Here is a 16,084-nt window from a genome sequence, read left to right as displayed (position 1 = left end):
CTGCCGCCAGCCAGATCAGACCAGTTCTTTCAGCACCTTACCCCACCCACACCTACCACTTTAGTTATAGATCCTGCCATGTGGGGTAAAAATGGCGCAAAAAGGGCGGCAAGTTGGCCTTGCCGCCCTTTCTGTCAGTGCTGTAGACCTGACTCAGTTGCCCAGATAGACCGGCAACAGATTTGCCATCGACAGGAAGTGGAACAGCGCGGTCGCCAATCCGAACAGGATCAGCAACCAGGCCATCAACTTGCCGCCGGGGGTAACGAAGTGGGGTGTCACTTCGCCCCGCTCGGCCCGTGCCCGGGTGCGCAACACCAGCAGTGCCGGGATGATGCAGGTCCAGATGGTGGCGGCGGCACCGGCATAGCCGATGGCCAGCAGGAAGCCAAACGGGAAGAGCAGGGAGAGCAGCAGCGGCGGCAGGAAGGTGACCGCCCAGGTCTTGCAGCGACCGGCGCGGCTGTTATCGAACTTGAACAGATCAGCCAGATAGTCGAACACCCCGAGCCCCACTCCGATAAAGGAGGAGAGGATGGCCGCCATGGAGAAGCCGTTGATGGCGCTGGCCACCTTCTCTGATTCGATCACCCCTGAAAGCGCAGAGAGCAGCACGCTCACGTCTCCTCCCTTGGCAATCACGGGAGCAAAATCCTGACGGGGCAGGTTGCCGAAGATCCCCAGCAGCCAGAGCACGTAGAGCGCCAGCGCGATCAGGGTTCCCCCCAGAATGGCCCATCTGGCCTGCTGCTCGTTCTGGTAATAGGCACGCAGGGAGGCGACCGAGTGGTGATAGCCGAACGAGGTGAGCGCCACCGGCAACATCGCCATGGCATAGGGGGCGTAGCGACTCTCGCTGCCCGCCAGATCGAGCAGGGTCGGCAGCTTGATACTGCCGAGCAGACCGGCCACACCGAGAGCGAAGCTGAGGATCATGAAGGCGATCAGCACCACCGAAATACGGTCAACGGCGCGGGTCGAGTGCCACACCACCGCAGAGAAGAGCGCCACAAACAGCACGGATGCAAGCTTGCTGTCGATCCCCAGAATGCCCTGCAGGATGGCACCGGAGGAGGTGATATAGGCGTAGAGCAGAATGCCGCCAACAAAGTAGACCGAGAGGTTGTTGAGGAGATTGAGCTTCTCCCCCAGCAGCTCGCGAGTCACGGTATTGAAGGAGACCCGCATATCGTGGTGCTGGAAGGATTCCAGCAACATCCAGCCGGAGAGGGTCATCATCACCATGGTGACAGTCAGCGCCAGCACCGACCAGAGGGTCCAGGCCCCCGCCCCCGAACTTGGCAGACCGAGCATGCCGGCTCCCACGCAGACGCTGGCAATGATGCAGGCGCCCCCCAAAATTGACGGTTTTTTCTTCATAATCCCTTCTTTTTCTGACTGATTATCTATCCGCGGTAAACAAGACCGCGGCATGATGCCAGCCTTTGCCATGAGACGCCTACCACTATCTGCCATAACCGGGCATGGCCGCCGCATAAAAAGTGCCCCAAACGGGGCACTTTTTATGCGGGAATGATGTGAAGAGGGTTAATCCATCACCGAGATACCTGCCCTCGCTTCGGCCTGGCGGGCGATGGCTTCTGTCATCCCCTGAAAAATGAAGAGGTGGAACGGCAGCATGGCGAGCCAGTAGGCCAACCCCCAGGCGCCCTGCGGGTGCCAGTGAGCGGTGACCCGGATGCGGGTCAGACCCGACTCCTCCGGCAGTATGTTGAACTCCAGCCGCCCGACGCCCGGAGCCTTCATGTTGAACAAGAGATCGAGCCTGCGCCCCTCATCCACCCCAAGGATCTGCCAGGAGTCAAGCATGTCCCCCTTCACAAAGCGATCGGGATTGCTGCGGCCACGGGTACGGGCCGGACCGCCGATCAGGTGATCCATCCATTCGCGCACCACCCACAACTCGTTCATGTAGAAATAGCGCTGCTCACCCCCCAGCTGCTGCAACACCTGCCACACCACCTCGGGAGAGGCAAGGCAGATGGCCTCGCCGCTGGCGGTACGGTCATAGAAACCATATTCGGGATGGCGCCAGCGCAGGCCGAGCGGCGTCTCCTGCCCCTGCTGTTCGGCACCCAGCTTCTGCTCCAGCGCCAGACTCTCCGCCAGCGCCTCGTCGAAGCTGAGCAGGGTCTGGGGCAGCAGGGCCCGCAGCGGGCCATCATCGGCCGGAATATCGTGCTTGAGACCCCCCACCAGCGCCTTGGCCACCGGCTGAGGCACCGAGGTGACGAACTGCAGCCACCAGGCGGAGAGGCGCGGACTCAGAAACGGGATGGGAATGATGGGGCAGCGCTTGCCGATATGAGCGGCGAACTTCTGCAACTGCTGTTGATAACTGAGCAGTTCTGGGCCGACCGCATTGAAGATGCGGCCATCCACCTCGTCGGCTTCCACCAGCCCGCCCAGATAGTGCAGCAGGTTGGAGAGGGCTATGGGGGGCGTGCGCGAGCGCACCCATTTGGGCGTCACCATCATCGGCAGGTTGAACACCAGATCCCGCATCACCTCGAACGCCGCCGAACCGGGCCCGATGATGATGCCGGCGCGCAGCTCTACCGTCGGTACGCCGGAGTCACGAAATAGCTCGCCACAGTAGCGTCGGGAGTTGAGATGGCGGCTGTTGCACTGCTCGGGCTGGATTGCCCCGAGATAGATGATGCGGCGCACCCCGGCGGCACGGGCGGCGGCAGCGAAGTTCTTTACCCCCTGCTGCTCCAGCCGGTGAAAATCGGCCCCCGCCCCCATGGCATGGACCAGATAGAAGACGGTATCAATGCCCGCCAGCGCAGGCAGCAGAGTGATGGGCTTTAGGCTATCGGCGAGGCGAAACTCCACCCCCTCAGGCAAGCGGCAGGGACGGCGCGCCCCGGCAATCACCTTGTAGCCCAGGGTTTGCAGGTGGGGCACCAGATAGGAACCGATATAGCCTGCCGCTCCCATCACCAGACAGTTACGCATGAGTGAAGCCCTCAACATCATTGATGCAAGGGGCGCCAGACAGGAATCCACCATAGCCCGCCACGTCCATCACCAGACAATTTCTCATCCTCTCTTCCTCTTCACATGTTGCGCCCTGCGCTTGGGCAAACGGACCAGCACCCGCATGCCCATCATCCTGCCACGCCACCACCTTGCAACCTAGTACTAACCACCTCCCTGATTAGTCCGATTTGGTGTTAAGCCCTGCTCATTCGCTGGTCGATAACTGACCAGATGTATAGCGCCGAGGGCGAACGTATGCGCATCGATCACTACGACCTCCAGGGGGAGGTGCAATACCGGCAACAACAGGCCCAGAGCCGCAAGGTGCGCAACCTCGGGCCCGTGCCACCCGTCGTTAATCCACCGGAGGGCAACAACACGGCAGTGGCCAGCGAACGCAGCAGCACCCTGACCCTCACCAGCGCCCTGACGCTGCAAACCGCGAGGCAATCCGCCGCCAATCAGCAAGCAGCAACACCTCCCGCCCCGCCCGCAGCGGACGTCGGCAAAGAGCAGGATGGTATTCCCGACGATGGGCTGGATAACCGCCAGCGGCTGATCAAGCTGATGATCGAGGCGATGCTGGGCCACGAGATCGAGCTGCCCAAGCCGATCAAACCCACCGAAGAGGGGGGCGAAGGGGTGACCCAAGGAGAAGCCGCAGCTCAGGCCGCCGAGCCGGATCAACTGGTGGAGGTGACAGACACCCTGCTGCAACAGGAGCAGCTCAACGTGGTGGCATCGGCCAGCGTAGCGACTCGGGATGATCAGACTATTCAGCTCGATCTCGGCTTTGTGCTCGATTGGCGCCAGCTGGAGGTGAGCCAGCGGCGCACCACCCTCAATGCCCTGAAAGACCCGCTGGTGCTCAGTCTGGATGGCAAGATTGCCGATCTGACCGAGGCACGGGTCAACTTCGATATCGATCAGGATGGCAAAGAGGATAGCCTGCCGGGCTTGAGTGAAGGCAGCGGCTTTGTGGCGCTGGATCGCAATGGCAACGGCACCATAGACGATGGGGGCGAGCTGTTTGGTGCTCGCTCCGGCAATGGCTTCGGCGAGTTGGCCACCCTGGATGAGGATGGCAACGGGGTGCTGGATGAGGGGGATAGCCAGTTTTCAGCCCTGCAGTTCTGGCATCCGGAGCACGCACCTATCGCGCTGGTCGAACTGGGGATCGGCGCCATCCTGCTGCGCCCCCTCGACACCCCCTTCAACCATCTGGGGGAGAGCGGCAATCAGGGGGTGATGCGCCAATCCGGCCTCTATCTCACCGAACAGGGCAAGGGGGGGTGGGTGCAGCAGATCGATCTGCGGGTCTGAGCCTTGAAATGAAATCACCCATCGGTCGCTGACGATAACTGCCAGCGACCAATTCCGCTCCATCAACTCAGCTCGGTGGGGTCGATATCCAGACTCCAGCGCACCTTTTTGGTCTCGGGCCAGCTTTCCAGCTCCTTCACCGCCCAGTCCAGCAACTGGGCCAGCGGTGCCCGATTCGGCCCCTGCACCAGCAACTGCATGCGAAACTTGCCCGCCTTGCGCTCCATAAAGCCGCTGATGGGCCCCAGCACCTGAACGTGGGGATAGCGGGCGCTGCGCAGAGTATCGGCGAGGCGGGCGAGGAACAGCTGAACTTCGTCGCGGCCATTGGCCTCGGCGCGGAACAGCCCCTGATAGCTGAAGGGCGGCAACCCCAGCAGGCGGCGCTCTTTCAACGCCGTATCGGCGAAGTGGCCGTAACCGTTCTGGGTCAGATCCTGCAGCAGGGCATGCTCGGGATGGTGGCTCTGCAGCACCACCAACCCGGGCTTGCTGGCACGACCGGCACGGCCCGCCACCTGGGTGTAGAGCTGGGCTAGTTTCTCGGCCGCGCGAAAATCGGCGCTGAACAGGGCGCCATCCACATCCAGCAGCCCCACCAAGGTCACATCTGGGAAGTGGTGGCCCTTGGCCAGCATCTGGGTGCCGATCAGGATCTTGTACTTGCCCGCCTTGATGTCGCCGAGATGGGTCTCCAGCTCCCCCTTGCGGCGGGTGTTGTCCCGATCGATGCGCACTACCGGATATTGCGGGAACACTGTGGTAAGCAGCTGTTCCAGCTGTTCGGTGCCCACTCCCGATCCGATCAGCTCGTTGCTGCCACACTCGGGGCAGTGGTGTGGCAACGGGCGCACGCTGTCACAGTGGTGACAGTGCAGCCGTCGTCCGGCCTGATGCCAGGTGTACCAGGCATCGCAACGCTCGCAAGCGGCGCTCCAACCGCACTGGTGGCAGATCAGAGCCGGGGCATAGCCACGGCGGTTGAGAAACAGCATCACCTGATTGCCCGCCGCCAGATGCTCTGCCATCAGCTGCTCCAGCTGGGGAGAGAGCCCGGCCTGCAGCCGCACGTTCTTGATATCCAGGATCACCTGACGGGCGGTCTGGGCGTTACCGGCACGGCGAGTCAGGGTGAGATGGTGATACTTGCCGGTGCGGGCGTTGTGCAGCGTCTCCAGCGACGGGGTGGCCGAGCCAAGCAGGATGGGGATACCGGCACGATGAGCCCGCATCACCGCCAGATCCCGCGCGTGGTAACGAAAACCGTCCTGCTGCTTGAAAGAGCCGTCGTGCTCCTCGTCGATGATAATGATGCCGAGGTTGTGAAACGGGGTGAACACCGCAGAGCGGGTGCCGATCAGGATGGCGGCGGCGCCGTCTCGACAGGCGAGCCAGGCATCGAGCCGCTCCCTGTCGTTCATGGCGGAGTTCATCGCCACCACAGGCACGTTGAAGCGGCGACGGAAGCGGTTGATGGTCTGCGGGGTGAGGCCGATCTCCGGCACCATCACCAGCGCCTGCTTGCCCGCCTTGAGCAACGGCTCGAGGATGCTCAGGTAGACCTCGGTCTTGCCGGAACCTGTGATGCCATCGAGCAGGAAGGCACCGAACTTGTCGCTCTGGCTGGTAACGGCGGAGACGGCCAGTGCCTGTTCGCCGTTGAGGCGCAGCCCCTCCCCCGGCTCGAAACGGGTAGCCCACTCGCCGTCATGGCTTGGCTCCAGCGAGCGCTTCTCCAGCAGCCCCTTCTTCTCCATCGCGGTGAGAGCTGCGCTCTGGATCTCCTCCTGCTTGAGAGCGGAGGGGGTCTGCGGCCCCTTGCGCAGCAAGGCGAGCGCTTGCTGCTGCTTGGCCGCCCGCTTGAGCTCGTTGATGTCGATAGTCATGCCCGCCTCGGTGGCAAACCAGAACTCCAGTTCACGATAAGCGGCAGGCTCCCCCTTGCGCACCAGCACCGGCAGGGCGTGGGGCAGCACCTCACCCAGCGGATGCTGGTAGTAGCTGGCGCTCCAGTTCATCAGCGCCAGAATATCCGGCCCTAGCACTGGTGCCGTGTCCAATACCCGTTTGATGGGCTTGAGCTTGTTGCGGGGCACCTGGCTGTCAGCCGGATGATCCACCACCAGCCCGACCAGGGTCTGGGGACCGAAAGGGATCTCGACCCGGCAACCGGGGGCAGGTAACGGCAGGGGAGAGAGATAGTCGAAGTGACGGCGTAACGGTACCGGGACAGCGACACGAACCAGATCCAGCGTTTGGGGAGAATTCACCAGGGGTTGCCTATTTTTTCTGCGAAGCCACTTGCCTGATCTCAGGCATTTCCTATATTATTCGCAGCCTTTGAAACTGTGTTCAACAATCGTGTGGTGTCCGACAAGAGATCGGATGGCGACACGGCCTATTAATTGAGGTTGTCCATGAAAGCTGGTATCCATCCTGACTACGTAGCCATCACCGCCAAGTGCTCTTGCGGTAACGTCATCAACACTTTCTCTACCATCGGTAAAGATCTGAACCTGGACGTGTGCTCCGAGTGCCACCCGTTCTACACCGGCAAGCAGAAAGAAGTTTCTAGCGGCGGCCGCGTAGACAAGTTCAACAAGCGTTTCGGTGCGATGACCACCAAGAAGTAATTTTACTTCTGAAGAATTCTGAAAAAGGCGCCCAATGGGCGCCTTTTTTACGATCCCTGTTTTTCATCCTTCATGTTCCCGCAGCCAGACGCACTCTCCCCTACTGACCAAACCCCTTGGAACGACGCAAATAGACATACCCCTCACCCGGGCTACCCCAGCGCGGACTCCCTGCGTTGTCATAGGCGCGATCCAGCAATCTGACGCTATCGGGGCCAATCCAGATATGCTGCACCAGCGTCGTGGCACCACCAAAATCGGTGGAGCAATGGCCCACCCGGGTATGACCGGCATATTCGCCGGAGGGGGTACGGGTCAGCCAGATCTCGCAACCGTGGCGCAAGGAGAGCTGCTGTGGGGTCAGACTGTCGAGCAGGGCGGGATCATGCCAGGCTCCGGCAAAATCGGTGGCACGGGGCATGGTCAACTCTGCCATCAGGATCCGCCCGTCAGGGGCGGGGGAGAAGCGATAGATGCGCTGGCGGAAAGGACGGACGGAGCGCATGCTCAGATACTGCTCGGCATAGACCCAGCGATAGCCCTGATAGCCGGGCCAAATCTCCATCAGACGCAGCTCGGCACTGGTAAAGCGGCTGTCGTAACTGGCCTGCTCCCGGCTCGTAAAGGCCCCGTTGAACCAGCTGAGCAGCGGTTCCATACCGGGCTTGAGTGGGGTAGCCTGAGGCGCCGAGCCTGCCAACACCAGACAGGAACAGAGCAGCCCGAATACGGCCACCAGCAACTTTGCCATCGAATCCTTCCGAATCATCATAGTGGCGGCGATTATATGAGCGAATTACCCCAATAACAGCCATTACGATCAAATCATTGCCACTCTGGTGCAAAAACCTCACAAGGATGCCAGTCCGCTCACTAAACCCGATATTTTGCCACCGCCTTGTTGAGCAGCTGGGCCTGCTCGTTGAGACCCTCGCTGGATCTCGCATTTTCCTCTGCCATGATGCTCGACTCCTGGGCGATGTCGCGGATGTTGTTGACGTTGCGGTTCACCTCGTTGGCCACCAGACTCTGCTGTTCGATGGCTGCCGCAATCTGGGTGCTCATGTCCATGATGTTGGTAACATCCTGAGTGATCTGCCCCAGCAACTCCCCTGCGGTACTGGCCTGATCCGAGCTGCGGTTGCCCTGCTCGCGGCAGGTTGCCATCACCTCGACGATGCTGCCGGTCTGTTTCTGCAGCGAGCTGATGATGCCGGCGATCTCCTGGGTTGATTTCTGGGTACGGATGGCCAGATTGCGCACCTCATCGGCCACCACCGCAAAGCCGCGCCCCTGATCCCCTGCCCTGGCTGCTTCAATGGCCGCGTTGAGGGCCAGCAGGTTGGTCTGCTCGGCAATGCCGCGGATCACGTCAAGCACGGAGCCGATGGTCTCGCTCTCTTTTTGCAGCTGGCTTACCTCGCGGGATGAACTCTCCAGATTGCCCGCCAGCGAGCGGATCTGCTCGACAGTATTCTCGACCGCAGTCCGCCCCTCCATCGCCTTGTTGTTGGTCGCCTGTGCATTGTTGGCCGCCTGCTCGGTGTTGCGGGCGATCTCTTCGATGGTAGAGCCCATCTCGGTGGACGCGGTCGCCACCATGTCGGTCTCCTGCAGCTGGCGCGCCGCCCCTTCACTGGTGCGCTTGACGTTGGCCGAGAGGTGATCCGCCGCTTCAGTCAGGGTGTGCACGCTCTGCTTCACATCGCCGATCAGATCGCGAAACCCGCCCAGCATCACGTCGAGATTGCCTGCCAGCTGGGCCATTTCATCTGCCCCGCGCAGATCTATCTTCAGGCGCAGGTCATTATCCTTACGAATGCGGTTGACGGTATCATTCACCTGAGTAATGGGACGGTCGATGCTGCGCCCCAGCAACACGCTCATGATGCCGATCAGCACCACAATCACCCCGCCACAGACCAGCATCAGGCTGTTGAGGCGAGCGCTCTGCCGCTCCAGTTCAGCGACAATGTGCTGATCTACAGCAGCAAATCCCTGTTCGGTCTGATGCACCAGATCCCGCATCTGGTTGCGCAGCCCCTCATCCTCTTTCAGCCCCAGTACCTGCATCCCCTGCACCAGCGCCACAAAGTCCTGCCGGTACTGCTTGCTGGCCTGCTCCAACTTGCCGCGATCCGCCTCCGGCAAAGTGGCAAGACTATCCTGAAAACTCTTGTGCAAGGTTTCGAAACGCTCCAGATACTGGATATCGGAGCGCAGCATGAAGTCTTTCTCCGCCCGTCTCAGCTGCAACATGGTGATGAGCAGCCCCTGCTGATCCAGCTGCTTGAGCCCATTCTCCACCTCATGCACCGCCGCCCGCAGCTTGCCATAGAGCCCCTCCTCCGGCCCCAGACCAATCTTCTGCTGCTGAGCCACCAGATCGTTGAAGGCTTTGCCATAACCGCTGATCTGCTGATCCAGTCTGGTCAGCTCCCCCTCGACGGCAGCCAGATTGTCATCGGTCACCAGCTCCCGATTGTGCTGGTGAAAGTCTGACAGCCCCTGATTGAAGCGCTCGACGAAGGTCATATCCTTACGGATCAGAAAATCCTTCTCGGCCCGCCGCAGGTTGAGCATGGCGATCTCCAGCTGGTCGATATTGCGCTGGGCTTCGGTCAGGTGACGGTGCACCTGGCTGGAGTAGATAAACAGGCCGCTCAGTACCAGCATGGCAACGGCAACCAGCACGGTATTCAGGATCAACTTATGACGGATAAGCACGATGGACCTCTCGCAAACTGGCAGTGAACTGCATTGAGCTTATGCAGAAAAGCGGCGACAGGTGATCTGTGCAAGGAATATTCATTGAAATGCCACACCCACTCCTTATACTGGTTGCACCTGTTTCCAGCCGTGGATTTGACACTATGGAATACAATACTTCTGAACTGTGCGACATCTATCAGGACATGGTGGATGTGCTTGAACCCATGCTCTGCTCCTTCGGCGGCCGCGCCTCTTTCGGCGGCGTCATCACCACCGTCAAATGCTTCGAATCGAATGGTCTTATCCGTGAACTCGTCAAAGAGAATGGGCTGGGACGCGTCTTGCTGATCGATGGCGGTGGCTCCATGCGCCGAGCTCTGATCGACAGCGACATCGCCACCACGGCGGCCGAGAACGATTGGGAAGGGATTGTCTGCTACGGCTGCGTCCGCGAAGTCGATATTCTGGAAGATCTGGACATCGGCATTCAGGCACTGGCAGCCATTCCGGTCGGTGCCGACAGCAAGGATGTAGGGGAGACCGATCTGCCGGTCAACTTCGGTGGCGTGACCTTCCTGCCCGACGACCACCTCTACGCCGATACCACAGGGGTGATCCTCTCCCCCGAGGCACTCGATATCGAGTAAGCCACAGACAGCGTGACGACGGGAGCCTTGGCTCCCGTTTTTTATGTCTGCAACTTGCTGAAAAATGACAAAAAAAGAGGGCCAGATAAACTGGCCCTTAACTGGAAGCAATGTGAGCAATGTCGTGCCTTCACAAGAAGTCCATCACGTTGGAACGAATGAAGTCTTTCCCGGAAAACAAGTTAACAATAATCATTCTCATTTAACTAGGCAAGCGCTATTTGCAGAAAGTGCAAAAAATTGACCACCGCGAAGGGTGGTCAATCTGGTCAGGCTTGCCGGGTGGCCGTTTGCAGGCTGGATAATCCGGCCTCGCCCACCAGCTTGCGGCTGAGGTAGCGCAGCAAGACACCGTAGAGCGGCACGAACAAACCAAGGCTTATCAGCAACTTGAATACGTAATCGACGGTTGCGATCTCGACCCAGTGCTCTGCCATGAAAGGATCTGTGGTGCGCCAGAAGGCCACACTGAAGAAAGCGATGGTATCGACCAGATTACCGAACAGGGTGGAGGCCGCTGGCGCAATCCACCACTGCTTGAGCAGACGCAGGCGGTTGAACACCACCACATCCATGAACTGCCCTACCAGATAGGCCATAAAGCTGGCCAGTGCGATACGCGCCACGAACAGGTTGAACTCGGACAGATGACCAACGCCCTGGAAGCTTCCTTCGAAGAAGAGCACGGAGAGCGCATAGGAGACCGCCAGCGCAGGCAGCATCACGGTCTGGATAATCTTGCGCGCCAGACCGGCACCGAAGATCCGCACCGTCAGGTCGGTCGCCAGGAAGATAAACGGGAAGCTGAACGCACCCCAGGTGGTATGGAAGCCAAACACGGTGATCGGCAGCTGCACCAGATAGTTGCTGCTGGCAATGATCAGAATGTGGAACAACGACAGGCGAACAAGCGCCGTTTGGTACTGCGCAGGGGTCAGATTCATCTTGTGACCTTTTTGGTTAATGGGGTTAGGGAACCCATATCGCCACCATTGGCGATAATCGAGGGGCGAGATTATACGCCCCAAAACCGATAGTTCAATCTTTATGCGATTACGCTTGTCCAGGTTGGCCAGCGGCAGAGCAGGCCTTGTGGACGATAGTCACAGCTTGTGCTGTCTGGCGAGCCAGAGCAGCGCCTCCCGATCCGCCGGGCGCACCGCCTCCAGCCAGCAGCCGCTGTAGTGTTCGTACTCCAGCCGAAACTGGCTCCCTTCAAACTCCAGCAACCAGCTATGGCGGTCGGCCCCCGCATCCTGCTCGAGCGGCTGCAGCTCCCACTCTCGCAGCAAGGCCTGCGCCAACAGCGGAAAAGTGTCCCAGTCGAGTGCCGGACAATCCAGCGTCACTACGCCAGCTTCGCTATCTACCTGTTTGATTTGCCAACTCATGCCCAATCTCTCAGCTACTGCAGGAGAGCTCACCACCGCAATACCATGCCGGAGTCGGGGTGGCGAGATCCTCATATTCGGGTTGTTCATCATAGGGGCGCTGCAAGGCGGTGAACAGCCGCTCAAACGGCTGCATATCCCCTGCGTCGGCGGCATCTATCACCTGCTGGGCCAGCGCATTGCGCAGCACATACTTGGGATTGATGCCATCCATCTGCGCCTTGCGCACGGCATCCTCGCTGCCTTCGCGCATCAGCCGCGCCCGATAGCGCTCCAGCCACGCCTGCCAACCCCGTGGTTCAGGCAACAGGGCCAGCAGAGATGCAGGCCACGCCCCCTCTTGCGCCACCTCACCGAGACGGCGCAGGAACAGGTGGTAATCCACCTTGTGGGCCGCCAGCAACCGGAACAGCTCGCGGAACAGCGCCGGGTCATCCTCCTCCCACACCGCCAGCCCGAGCTTGGCCCGCATCAACTCGGAGTAGTGCAACATCAGCTGCTGCTCGTACTGGGCCAACGCTGCAGCCAGCGCATCACCGTCTACATGGCCAGCCAGCGCCTGCGCCAGTTTTTGAAGATTCCAATAACCGACCGCAGGCTGCTGATCCAGCGCGTAGCGGCCCGCAGGGTCCGAGTGGTTGCAGACAAAATCGGGCACGTAGGCATCGATAAAGCCGTATGGCCCGTAATCCAGCGTCAGGCCGAGCAGCGACATATTGTCGGTGTTCATCACCCCGTGACAGAAGCCCGCCGCCTGCCATTTGGCAATCAGCCGCGCGGTGCGGCGCACTACCTCGGCAAACAGTTCGGCACCACTCTCCTGTTCGGGGAAGTGGTGGCGCAGCAGATAGTCGATGAGTGGCGGGATCTTCTCTCCCTGCCCGCTCCAGGCGAAATACTCGATATGGCCGAAGCGCAGATGGCTGGGGGCGGTGCGCAGCACGGTCGCTCCCGTCTCCACCTGCTCGCGGTAAACGGGCTCCTGACTCCCCACCAATACCAGCGCCCGCGTGGTCGGGATGCCGAGGGCATGGAGCGCCTCGGAGGCGAGATACTCGCGAATGCTGGAGCGCAGCACGGCACGACCGTCACCAAAACGGGAAAACGGCGTCTTTCCTGCCCCCTTCAGGTGCAGATCCCAGCGCTGACCATCCGGCGCCTGCTGCTCACCCAACAGCAGCGCACGACCATCTCCAAGCCGGGGGCTATAACCCCCGAACTGATGGCCGGCATAGACCTGCGCTACCGGCTGCATACCGGGCAGCACTTTTCCCTCGCCACAACAGGCGATCCAGTCAGCCTCGCTGACGCCTCCCAATCCCAGCTCATCCAGCAAAGTCCGGTTGAGATGAAGCAACCGGGGTTGCTGCAGCGGCTGGGGGACCACGGGTTCACAGGCCCAAGGCAGCTCGGTCGCAAAAGTGTTGATCAACTTCATGGTTGTGCCATTCGTCCCTGCGTATGCTCGTGTCACTCTTTATACTGCCGTCAGCCATGCTTGTGCTCACTGGCAACCATCATTTTTCAATTCAAGGAGAAGAAGATGCAAAAATGGGTATATGCCCTGCCCTTGCTGGCACTGGCGTGGGGTCATCAGGCCAAGGCTGCCGATATTGAAGCCGGCAAAGCCAAGGCGGCGGTCTGTGCCGCCTGTCACGGCGTGGAAGGCAAGGCGATGATCCCCAACTATCCCCATCTGGCGGGTCAGAATGCCGCCTATCTGGTGAAACAGTTGAAAGCGTTCAAGGATGGCACTCGCAAAGAGCCCTTGATGGACCCCTTCATGGCGCCGCTGACCGATGCGGATATCGACAATCTGGCCGCCTTCTACGCCAGCCTGAAATAACCTCGCGTCTGACCCCAGGTTCTTCCGAGCCGCGCTTACCCTGGTCGATTAGGCTGCCTAATCGACCCTAACGACGGCAGTAGTCGATGATCAGATCCATAAAGGCTTCGCCAAAGCGCTCCAGCTTGCGGTGCCCGACACCGTTGATAGCCAGCATCTCGTCTTCGGTCATCGGCATCAGCTGAGCCATCTCCACCAGAGTCGCATCGTTGAACACCACGTAGGGCGGCACCTCTTCGTCCTCGGCAATCTGCTTGCGCAGGCCGCGCAACTCCTTGAACAACCGCTTGTCGTAGTTGGCGTTATCGAGCAGACCGTTGCGCTTCTCCTTGCGGCTGGAGATAGGCTGCAGGCGGGGTACCGCCAGTTCCAGCTTCACATCGCCACGCAGTACCGGACGGGCCGCTTCGGTCAACTGCAGCACCAGATTGCGAGTGATGTTCTGGGTCAGCAGCCCCTTGTGGATCAGCTGGCGGATCACGCTCATCCAGTATTCGTGGCTCTGATCCTTGCCGATGCCGTAGGTCGACAGCTTATCGTGGCCATGATCCTTGATGCGCTGGTTCAGCGACCCGCGCAGCACCTCCACCACATAACCCACCCCGAAATTCTGGCCCACCCGCCAGACGCAGGAGAGCGCCTTCTGGGCATCTTCAGTGCCGTCATAGCTCTTGGGCGGATCGAGACAGATATCGCAGTTGCCGCACGGCTTGTCGTTGTACTCGCCGAAGTAGTTGAGCAGCACCTGACGGCGGCAGGTTTGCGCCTCGGCAAACGCCGCCATCACGTTGAGCTTGTACTGCTCCACCTGCAACTGCTGCGGGTTCTCGATGTTGTCGAGCAGGCGGCGCACCCGGCCGATATCGGCGGGATCGTAGAGCAGCAGCGCCTCGGCGGGGGTGCCATCGCGACCGGCGCGGCCGGTCTCCTGATAGTAGGATTCGATGTTCTTCGGAATGTCGTAGTGCACCACGAAGCGTACGTTGGGCTTGTCGATACCCATACCGAACGCCACCGTCGCCACCACTATCTCGATGTCATCCTTGAGGAAGGCATCCTGGGTCTGCTGGCGCAGCTCGAGCGGCAGCCCCGCATGATAGGGCGCCGCCTTGCAGCCGTGGCGGGATAACCGCTCGGCCACCTCCTCCACCCGGTTGCGACTGGAGCAGTAGACGATGCCACAGTTGCCCTTCTGGCTCTGCACGTAACGCAGCAGCTGCTCGGCCGCCTTGAACTTCTCCACCAGGCTGTAGCGGATATTGGGGCGATCGAAGCTGGCAGTGTGAATAAAGGGATCGTTGAGCTCCAAACGGTGGAGCATGTCGCTGCGGGTCGCCTCGTCGGCAGTGGCGGTCAGCGCCACCACCGGCACCTGCGGGAACCACTGTTTTAGCCGCCCCAGCGCCGCATACTCAGGCCGGAAATCGTGGCCCCACTGGGAGACGCAGTGCGCCTCGTCGATGGCGAACAGCCCGAGCGGCAGCTCGGCCAGTCGATCCATAAACTCGTGCTGCAACAAGCGCTCGGGGGAGACATAAACCAGCTTGATCTCGCCGCGACGCATGGCGGCAAAGTTCTGGATCATCTCCTCCCGACTGAGGGCCGAGTTGATGTAGACCGCCGCTACGCCGTTGGCGCGCAGGCTGTCGACCTGATCCTTCATCAGCGAAATAAGAGGAGAGACCACCACACCGAGCCCGGGCCGCAGCAGTGCCGGGATCTGGTAACAGAGCGACTTGCCGCCGCCAGTGGGCTTGAGCACCAGCGCATCGCGCCCCGCGACGATCTGCTCGATGATTTCGAGCTGACCCGGCCGAAACTGCTGATAGCCGAAGACCGCCTGCAGCAGGGCAAGCGGACTCTCTGGCTGAGGATCTGGCAGGGTTTCGGCAATCGCAGTCATGGGCTCTCCTTTGGGGTCGCCATTCTAAAGCAGCCGCCGCCCACAATAAACCTGCCATTGCGACTGTTAAGGAACTGTTGCAGACTGGCTGGAGTTTTTACTCGGCTTTGATGACAAGGATTGGGATCAGAGAATGAAACAGATGCTCAAGAAGATGGCGCTCAGTGGCATTGCCAACCTGTTTGCCGAGAAGATGCCGTTCAACAAGCTGATCGGCATGCAGGTGACCCACTACGACTTCGACAAGGTGGAACTGCGCATCAAGATGGACGACAAGCTGATCGGCAACCCTTTCCACAACATCCTGCACGGCGGCGTCACCGCCACACTGCTCGATGTGGCGGGCGGCATGATCGTCGCCGCCTCCTGCATCGACGAGCTGGAGGAGTTCTCCCCCAGCTATCTCAAGGAGCGCTTCGCCCGCCTAGGCACTATCGATCTGCGGGTGGATTACCTGCGCCCGGGACGCGGCAACGAGTTTATCGCCACCGCCCACATCATCCGGGCTGGCAGCAAGGTGGCCGTCGCCCGGATGGAGCTGCACAACGAAGAGGGCACCCACATCGCCTTCGGCACTGGTACCTATCTGGTGGGTTGAACCAAGTTAGTGCATAAAAACCACG

General features: G+C 60.5%; 14 protein-coding genes. 5 read left to right on the top strand and 9 right to left on the bottom strand.

Annotated elements, in window-relative coordinates:
• Nucleotides 1-153 precede the first annotated feature (153 nt).
• Nucleotides 154-1,380, bottom strand: coding sequence for an aromatic amino acid transporter (locus tag G5221_RS12485; protein ID WP_100652317.1), 1,227 nt, complete (start codon nucleotides 1,378-1,380; stop codon nucleotides 154-156).
• A gap of 168 nt (nucleotides 1,381-1,548) precedes the next feature.
• Nucleotides 1,549-2,982: a DUF2867 domain-containing protein gene (locus tag G5221_RS12480; RefSeq protein ID WP_421263332.1), complete on the bottom strand. Its 1,434-nt coding sequence runs from the start codon at nucleotides 2,980-2,982 to the stop codon at nucleotides 1,549-1,551.
• Nucleotides 2,983-3,237: 255 nt separating this feature from the next.
• On the opposite strand from G5221_RS12480, the gene G5221_RS12475 reads away from it, so the two are divergent.
• Nucleotides 3,238-4,329, top strand: coding sequence for a hypothetical protein (locus G5221_RS12475; RefSeq protein ID WP_421263331.1), 1,092 nt, complete (start codon nucleotides 3,238-3,240; stop codon nucleotides 4,327-4,329).
• 62 nt (nucleotides 4,330-4,391) lie between these two features.
• Here the strand turns inward: G5221_RS12475 and priA are convergent, their stop codons facing one another.
• Nucleotides 4,392-6,599, bottom strand: coding sequence for a primosomal protein N' (gene priA / locus G5221_RS12470; protein ID WP_421263330.1), 2,208 nt, complete (start codon nucleotides 6,597-6,599; stop codon nucleotides 4,392-4,394).
• Between the two features lie 147 nt (nucleotides 6,600-6,746).
• On the opposite strand from priA, the gene rpmE reads away from it, so the two are divergent.
• Nucleotides 6,747-6,962, top strand: a complete 216-nt coding sequence (rpmE, locus tag G5221_RS12465; protein WP_005340673.1) for a 50S ribosomal protein L31 — start codon at nucleotides 6,747-6,749, stop codon at nucleotides 6,960-6,962.
• Between the two features lie 100 nt (nucleotides 6,963-7,062).
• Here the strand turns inward: rpmE and G5221_RS12460 are convergent, their stop codons facing one another.
• A complete protein-coding gene (locus tag G5221_RS12460) occupies nucleotides 7,063-7,713 on the bottom strand; it encodes a chromophore lyase CpcT/CpeT (RefSeq protein WP_021230765.1) in 651 nt (216 codons plus the stop codon).
• 122 nt (nucleotides 7,714-7,835) lie between these two features.
• A complete protein-coding gene (locus G5221_RS12455; protein WP_124928212.1) occupies nucleotides 7,836-9,689 on the bottom strand; it encodes a methyl-accepting chemotaxis protein in 1,854 nt (617 codons plus the stop codon).
• Between the two features lie 146 nt (nucleotides 9,690-9,835).
• Between G5221_RS12455 and rraA the strand changes: the two genes are divergently transcribed.
• Entirely contained in the window at nucleotides 9,836-10,321 is a 486-nt protein-coding gene (gene rraA, locus G5221_RS12450; RefSeq protein WP_005340678.1) for a ribonuclease E activity regulator RraA, read from the top strand.
• Between the two features lie 269 nt (nucleotides 10,322-10,590).
• Here rraA and G5221_RS12445 read toward each other — a convergent pair whose 3' ends face one another.
• The 3 genes from G5221_RS12445 to G5221_RS12435 all read right to left on the bottom strand — a co-directional run bounded on the left by G5221_RS12445 (nucleotide 10,591) and on the right by G5221_RS12435 (nucleotide 13,150).
• A complete protein-coding gene (locus G5221_RS12445; RefSeq protein ID WP_042054242.1) occupies nucleotides 10,591-11,265 on the bottom strand; it encodes a 7-cyano-7-deazaguanine/7-aminomethyl-7-deazaguanine transporter in 675 nt (224 codons plus the stop codon).
• A 159-nt stretch (nucleotides 11,266-11,424) separates the two neighbouring features.
• A complete protein-coding gene (locus G5221_RS12440; RefSeq protein WP_421263329.1) occupies nucleotides 11,425-11,712 on the bottom strand; it encodes a DUF3630 family protein in 288 nt (95 codons plus the stop codon).
• A gap of 10 nt (nucleotides 11,713-11,722) precedes the next feature.
• Nucleotides 11,723-13,150: a protein adenylyltransferase SelO gene (locus G5221_RS12435; protein WP_042054244.1), complete on the bottom strand. Its 1,428-nt coding sequence runs from the start codon at nucleotides 13,148-13,150 to the stop codon at nucleotides 11,723-11,725.
• Between the two features lie 105 nt (nucleotides 13,151-13,255).
• Here G5221_RS12435 and G5221_RS12430 point away from each other — a divergent pair, with 105 nt between their 5' ends.
• Nucleotides 13,256-13,558 (top strand): c-type cytochrome, encoded by a 303-nt coding sequence (locus G5221_RS12430; protein WP_005340687.1) that lies wholly within the window; start codon nucleotides 13,256-13,258, stop codon nucleotides 13,556-13,558.
• Nucleotides 13,559-13,625: 67 nt separating this feature from the next.
• Here the strand turns inward: G5221_RS12430 and recQ are convergent, their stop codons facing one another.
• Nucleotides 13,626-15,461 (bottom strand): ATP-dependent DNA helicase RecQ, encoded by a 1,836-nt coding sequence (gene recQ, locus G5221_RS12425; RefSeq protein ID WP_042054245.1) that lies wholly within the window; start codon nucleotides 15,459-15,461, stop codon nucleotides 13,626-13,628.
• A gap of 133 nt (nucleotides 15,462-15,594) precedes the next feature.
• On the opposite strand from recQ, the gene G5221_RS12420 reads away from it, so the two are divergent.
• The gene (locus G5221_RS12420; protein WP_042054246.1) at nucleotides 15,595-16,059 is read left to right on the top strand and encodes a thioesterase family protein; all 465 of its coding nucleotides are present in this window, start codon (nucleotides 15,595-15,597) and stop codon (nucleotides 16,057-16,059) included.
• The last annotated feature ends 25 nt before the right edge of the window (nucleotides 16,060-16,084 follow it).

Source organism: Aeromonas sp. 602200 (genome assembly GCF_049173895.1).
Taxonomy (GTDB): Bacteria; Pseudomonadota; Gammaproteobacteria; order Enterobacterales; family Aeromonadaceae; genus Aeromonas; species Aeromonas veronii_A.
The sequence above is the reverse complement of the archived record's forward strand: the minus strand, read 5'-3'. Positions and strand labels throughout refer to the sequence as shown.

Bases quoted from the DNA above. Each gene is read 5' to 3' on its own strand.
- recQ (WP_042054245.1), bottom strand. From the start codon at position 15,461: ATGACTGCGATTGCCGAAACCCTGCCAGATCCTCAGCCAGAGAGTCCG.
- G5221_RS12460 (WP_021230765.1), bottom strand. From the start codon at position 7,713: ATGGCAAAGTTGCTGGTGGCCGTATTCGGGCTGCTCTGTTCCTGTCTG.
- rraA (WP_005340678.1), top strand. From the start codon at position 9,836: ATGGAATACAATACTTCTGAACTGTGCGACATCTATCAGGACATGGTG.
- G5221_RS12445 (WP_042054242.1), bottom strand. From the start codon at position 11,265: ATGAATCTGACCCCTGCGCAGTACCAAACGGCGCTTGTTCGCCTGTCG.
- G5221_RS12430 (WP_005340687.1), top strand. From the start codon at position 13,256: ATGCAAAAATGGGTATATGCCCTGCCCTTGCTGGCACTGGCGTGGGGT.
- G5221_RS12420 (WP_042054246.1), top strand. From the start codon at position 15,595: ATGAAACAGATGCTCAAGAAGATGGCGCTCAGTGGCATTGCCAACCTG.
- G5221_RS12440 (WP_421263329.1), bottom strand. From the start codon at position 11,712: ATGAGTTGGCAAATCAAACAGGTAGATAGCGAAGCTGGCGTAGTGACG.
- rpmE (WP_005340673.1), top strand. From the start codon at position 6,747: ATGAAAGCTGGTATCCATCCTGACTACGTAGCCATCACCGCCAAGTGC.
- G5221_RS12435 (WP_042054244.1), bottom strand. From the start codon at position 13,150: ATGAAGTTGATCAACACTTTTGCGACCGAGCTGCCTTGGGCCTGTGAA.
- G5221_RS12480 (WP_421263332.1), bottom strand. From the start codon at position 2,982: ATGCGTAACTGTCTGGTGATGGGAGCGGCAGGCTATATCGGTTCCTAT.
- G5221_RS12475 (WP_421263331.1), top strand. From the start codon at position 3,238: ATGTATAGCGCCGAGGGCGAACGTATGCGCATCGATCACTACGACCTC.
- G5221_RS12485 (WP_100652317.1), bottom strand. From the start codon at position 1,380: ATGAAGAAAAAACCGTCAATTTTGGGGGGCGCCTGCATCATTGCCAGC.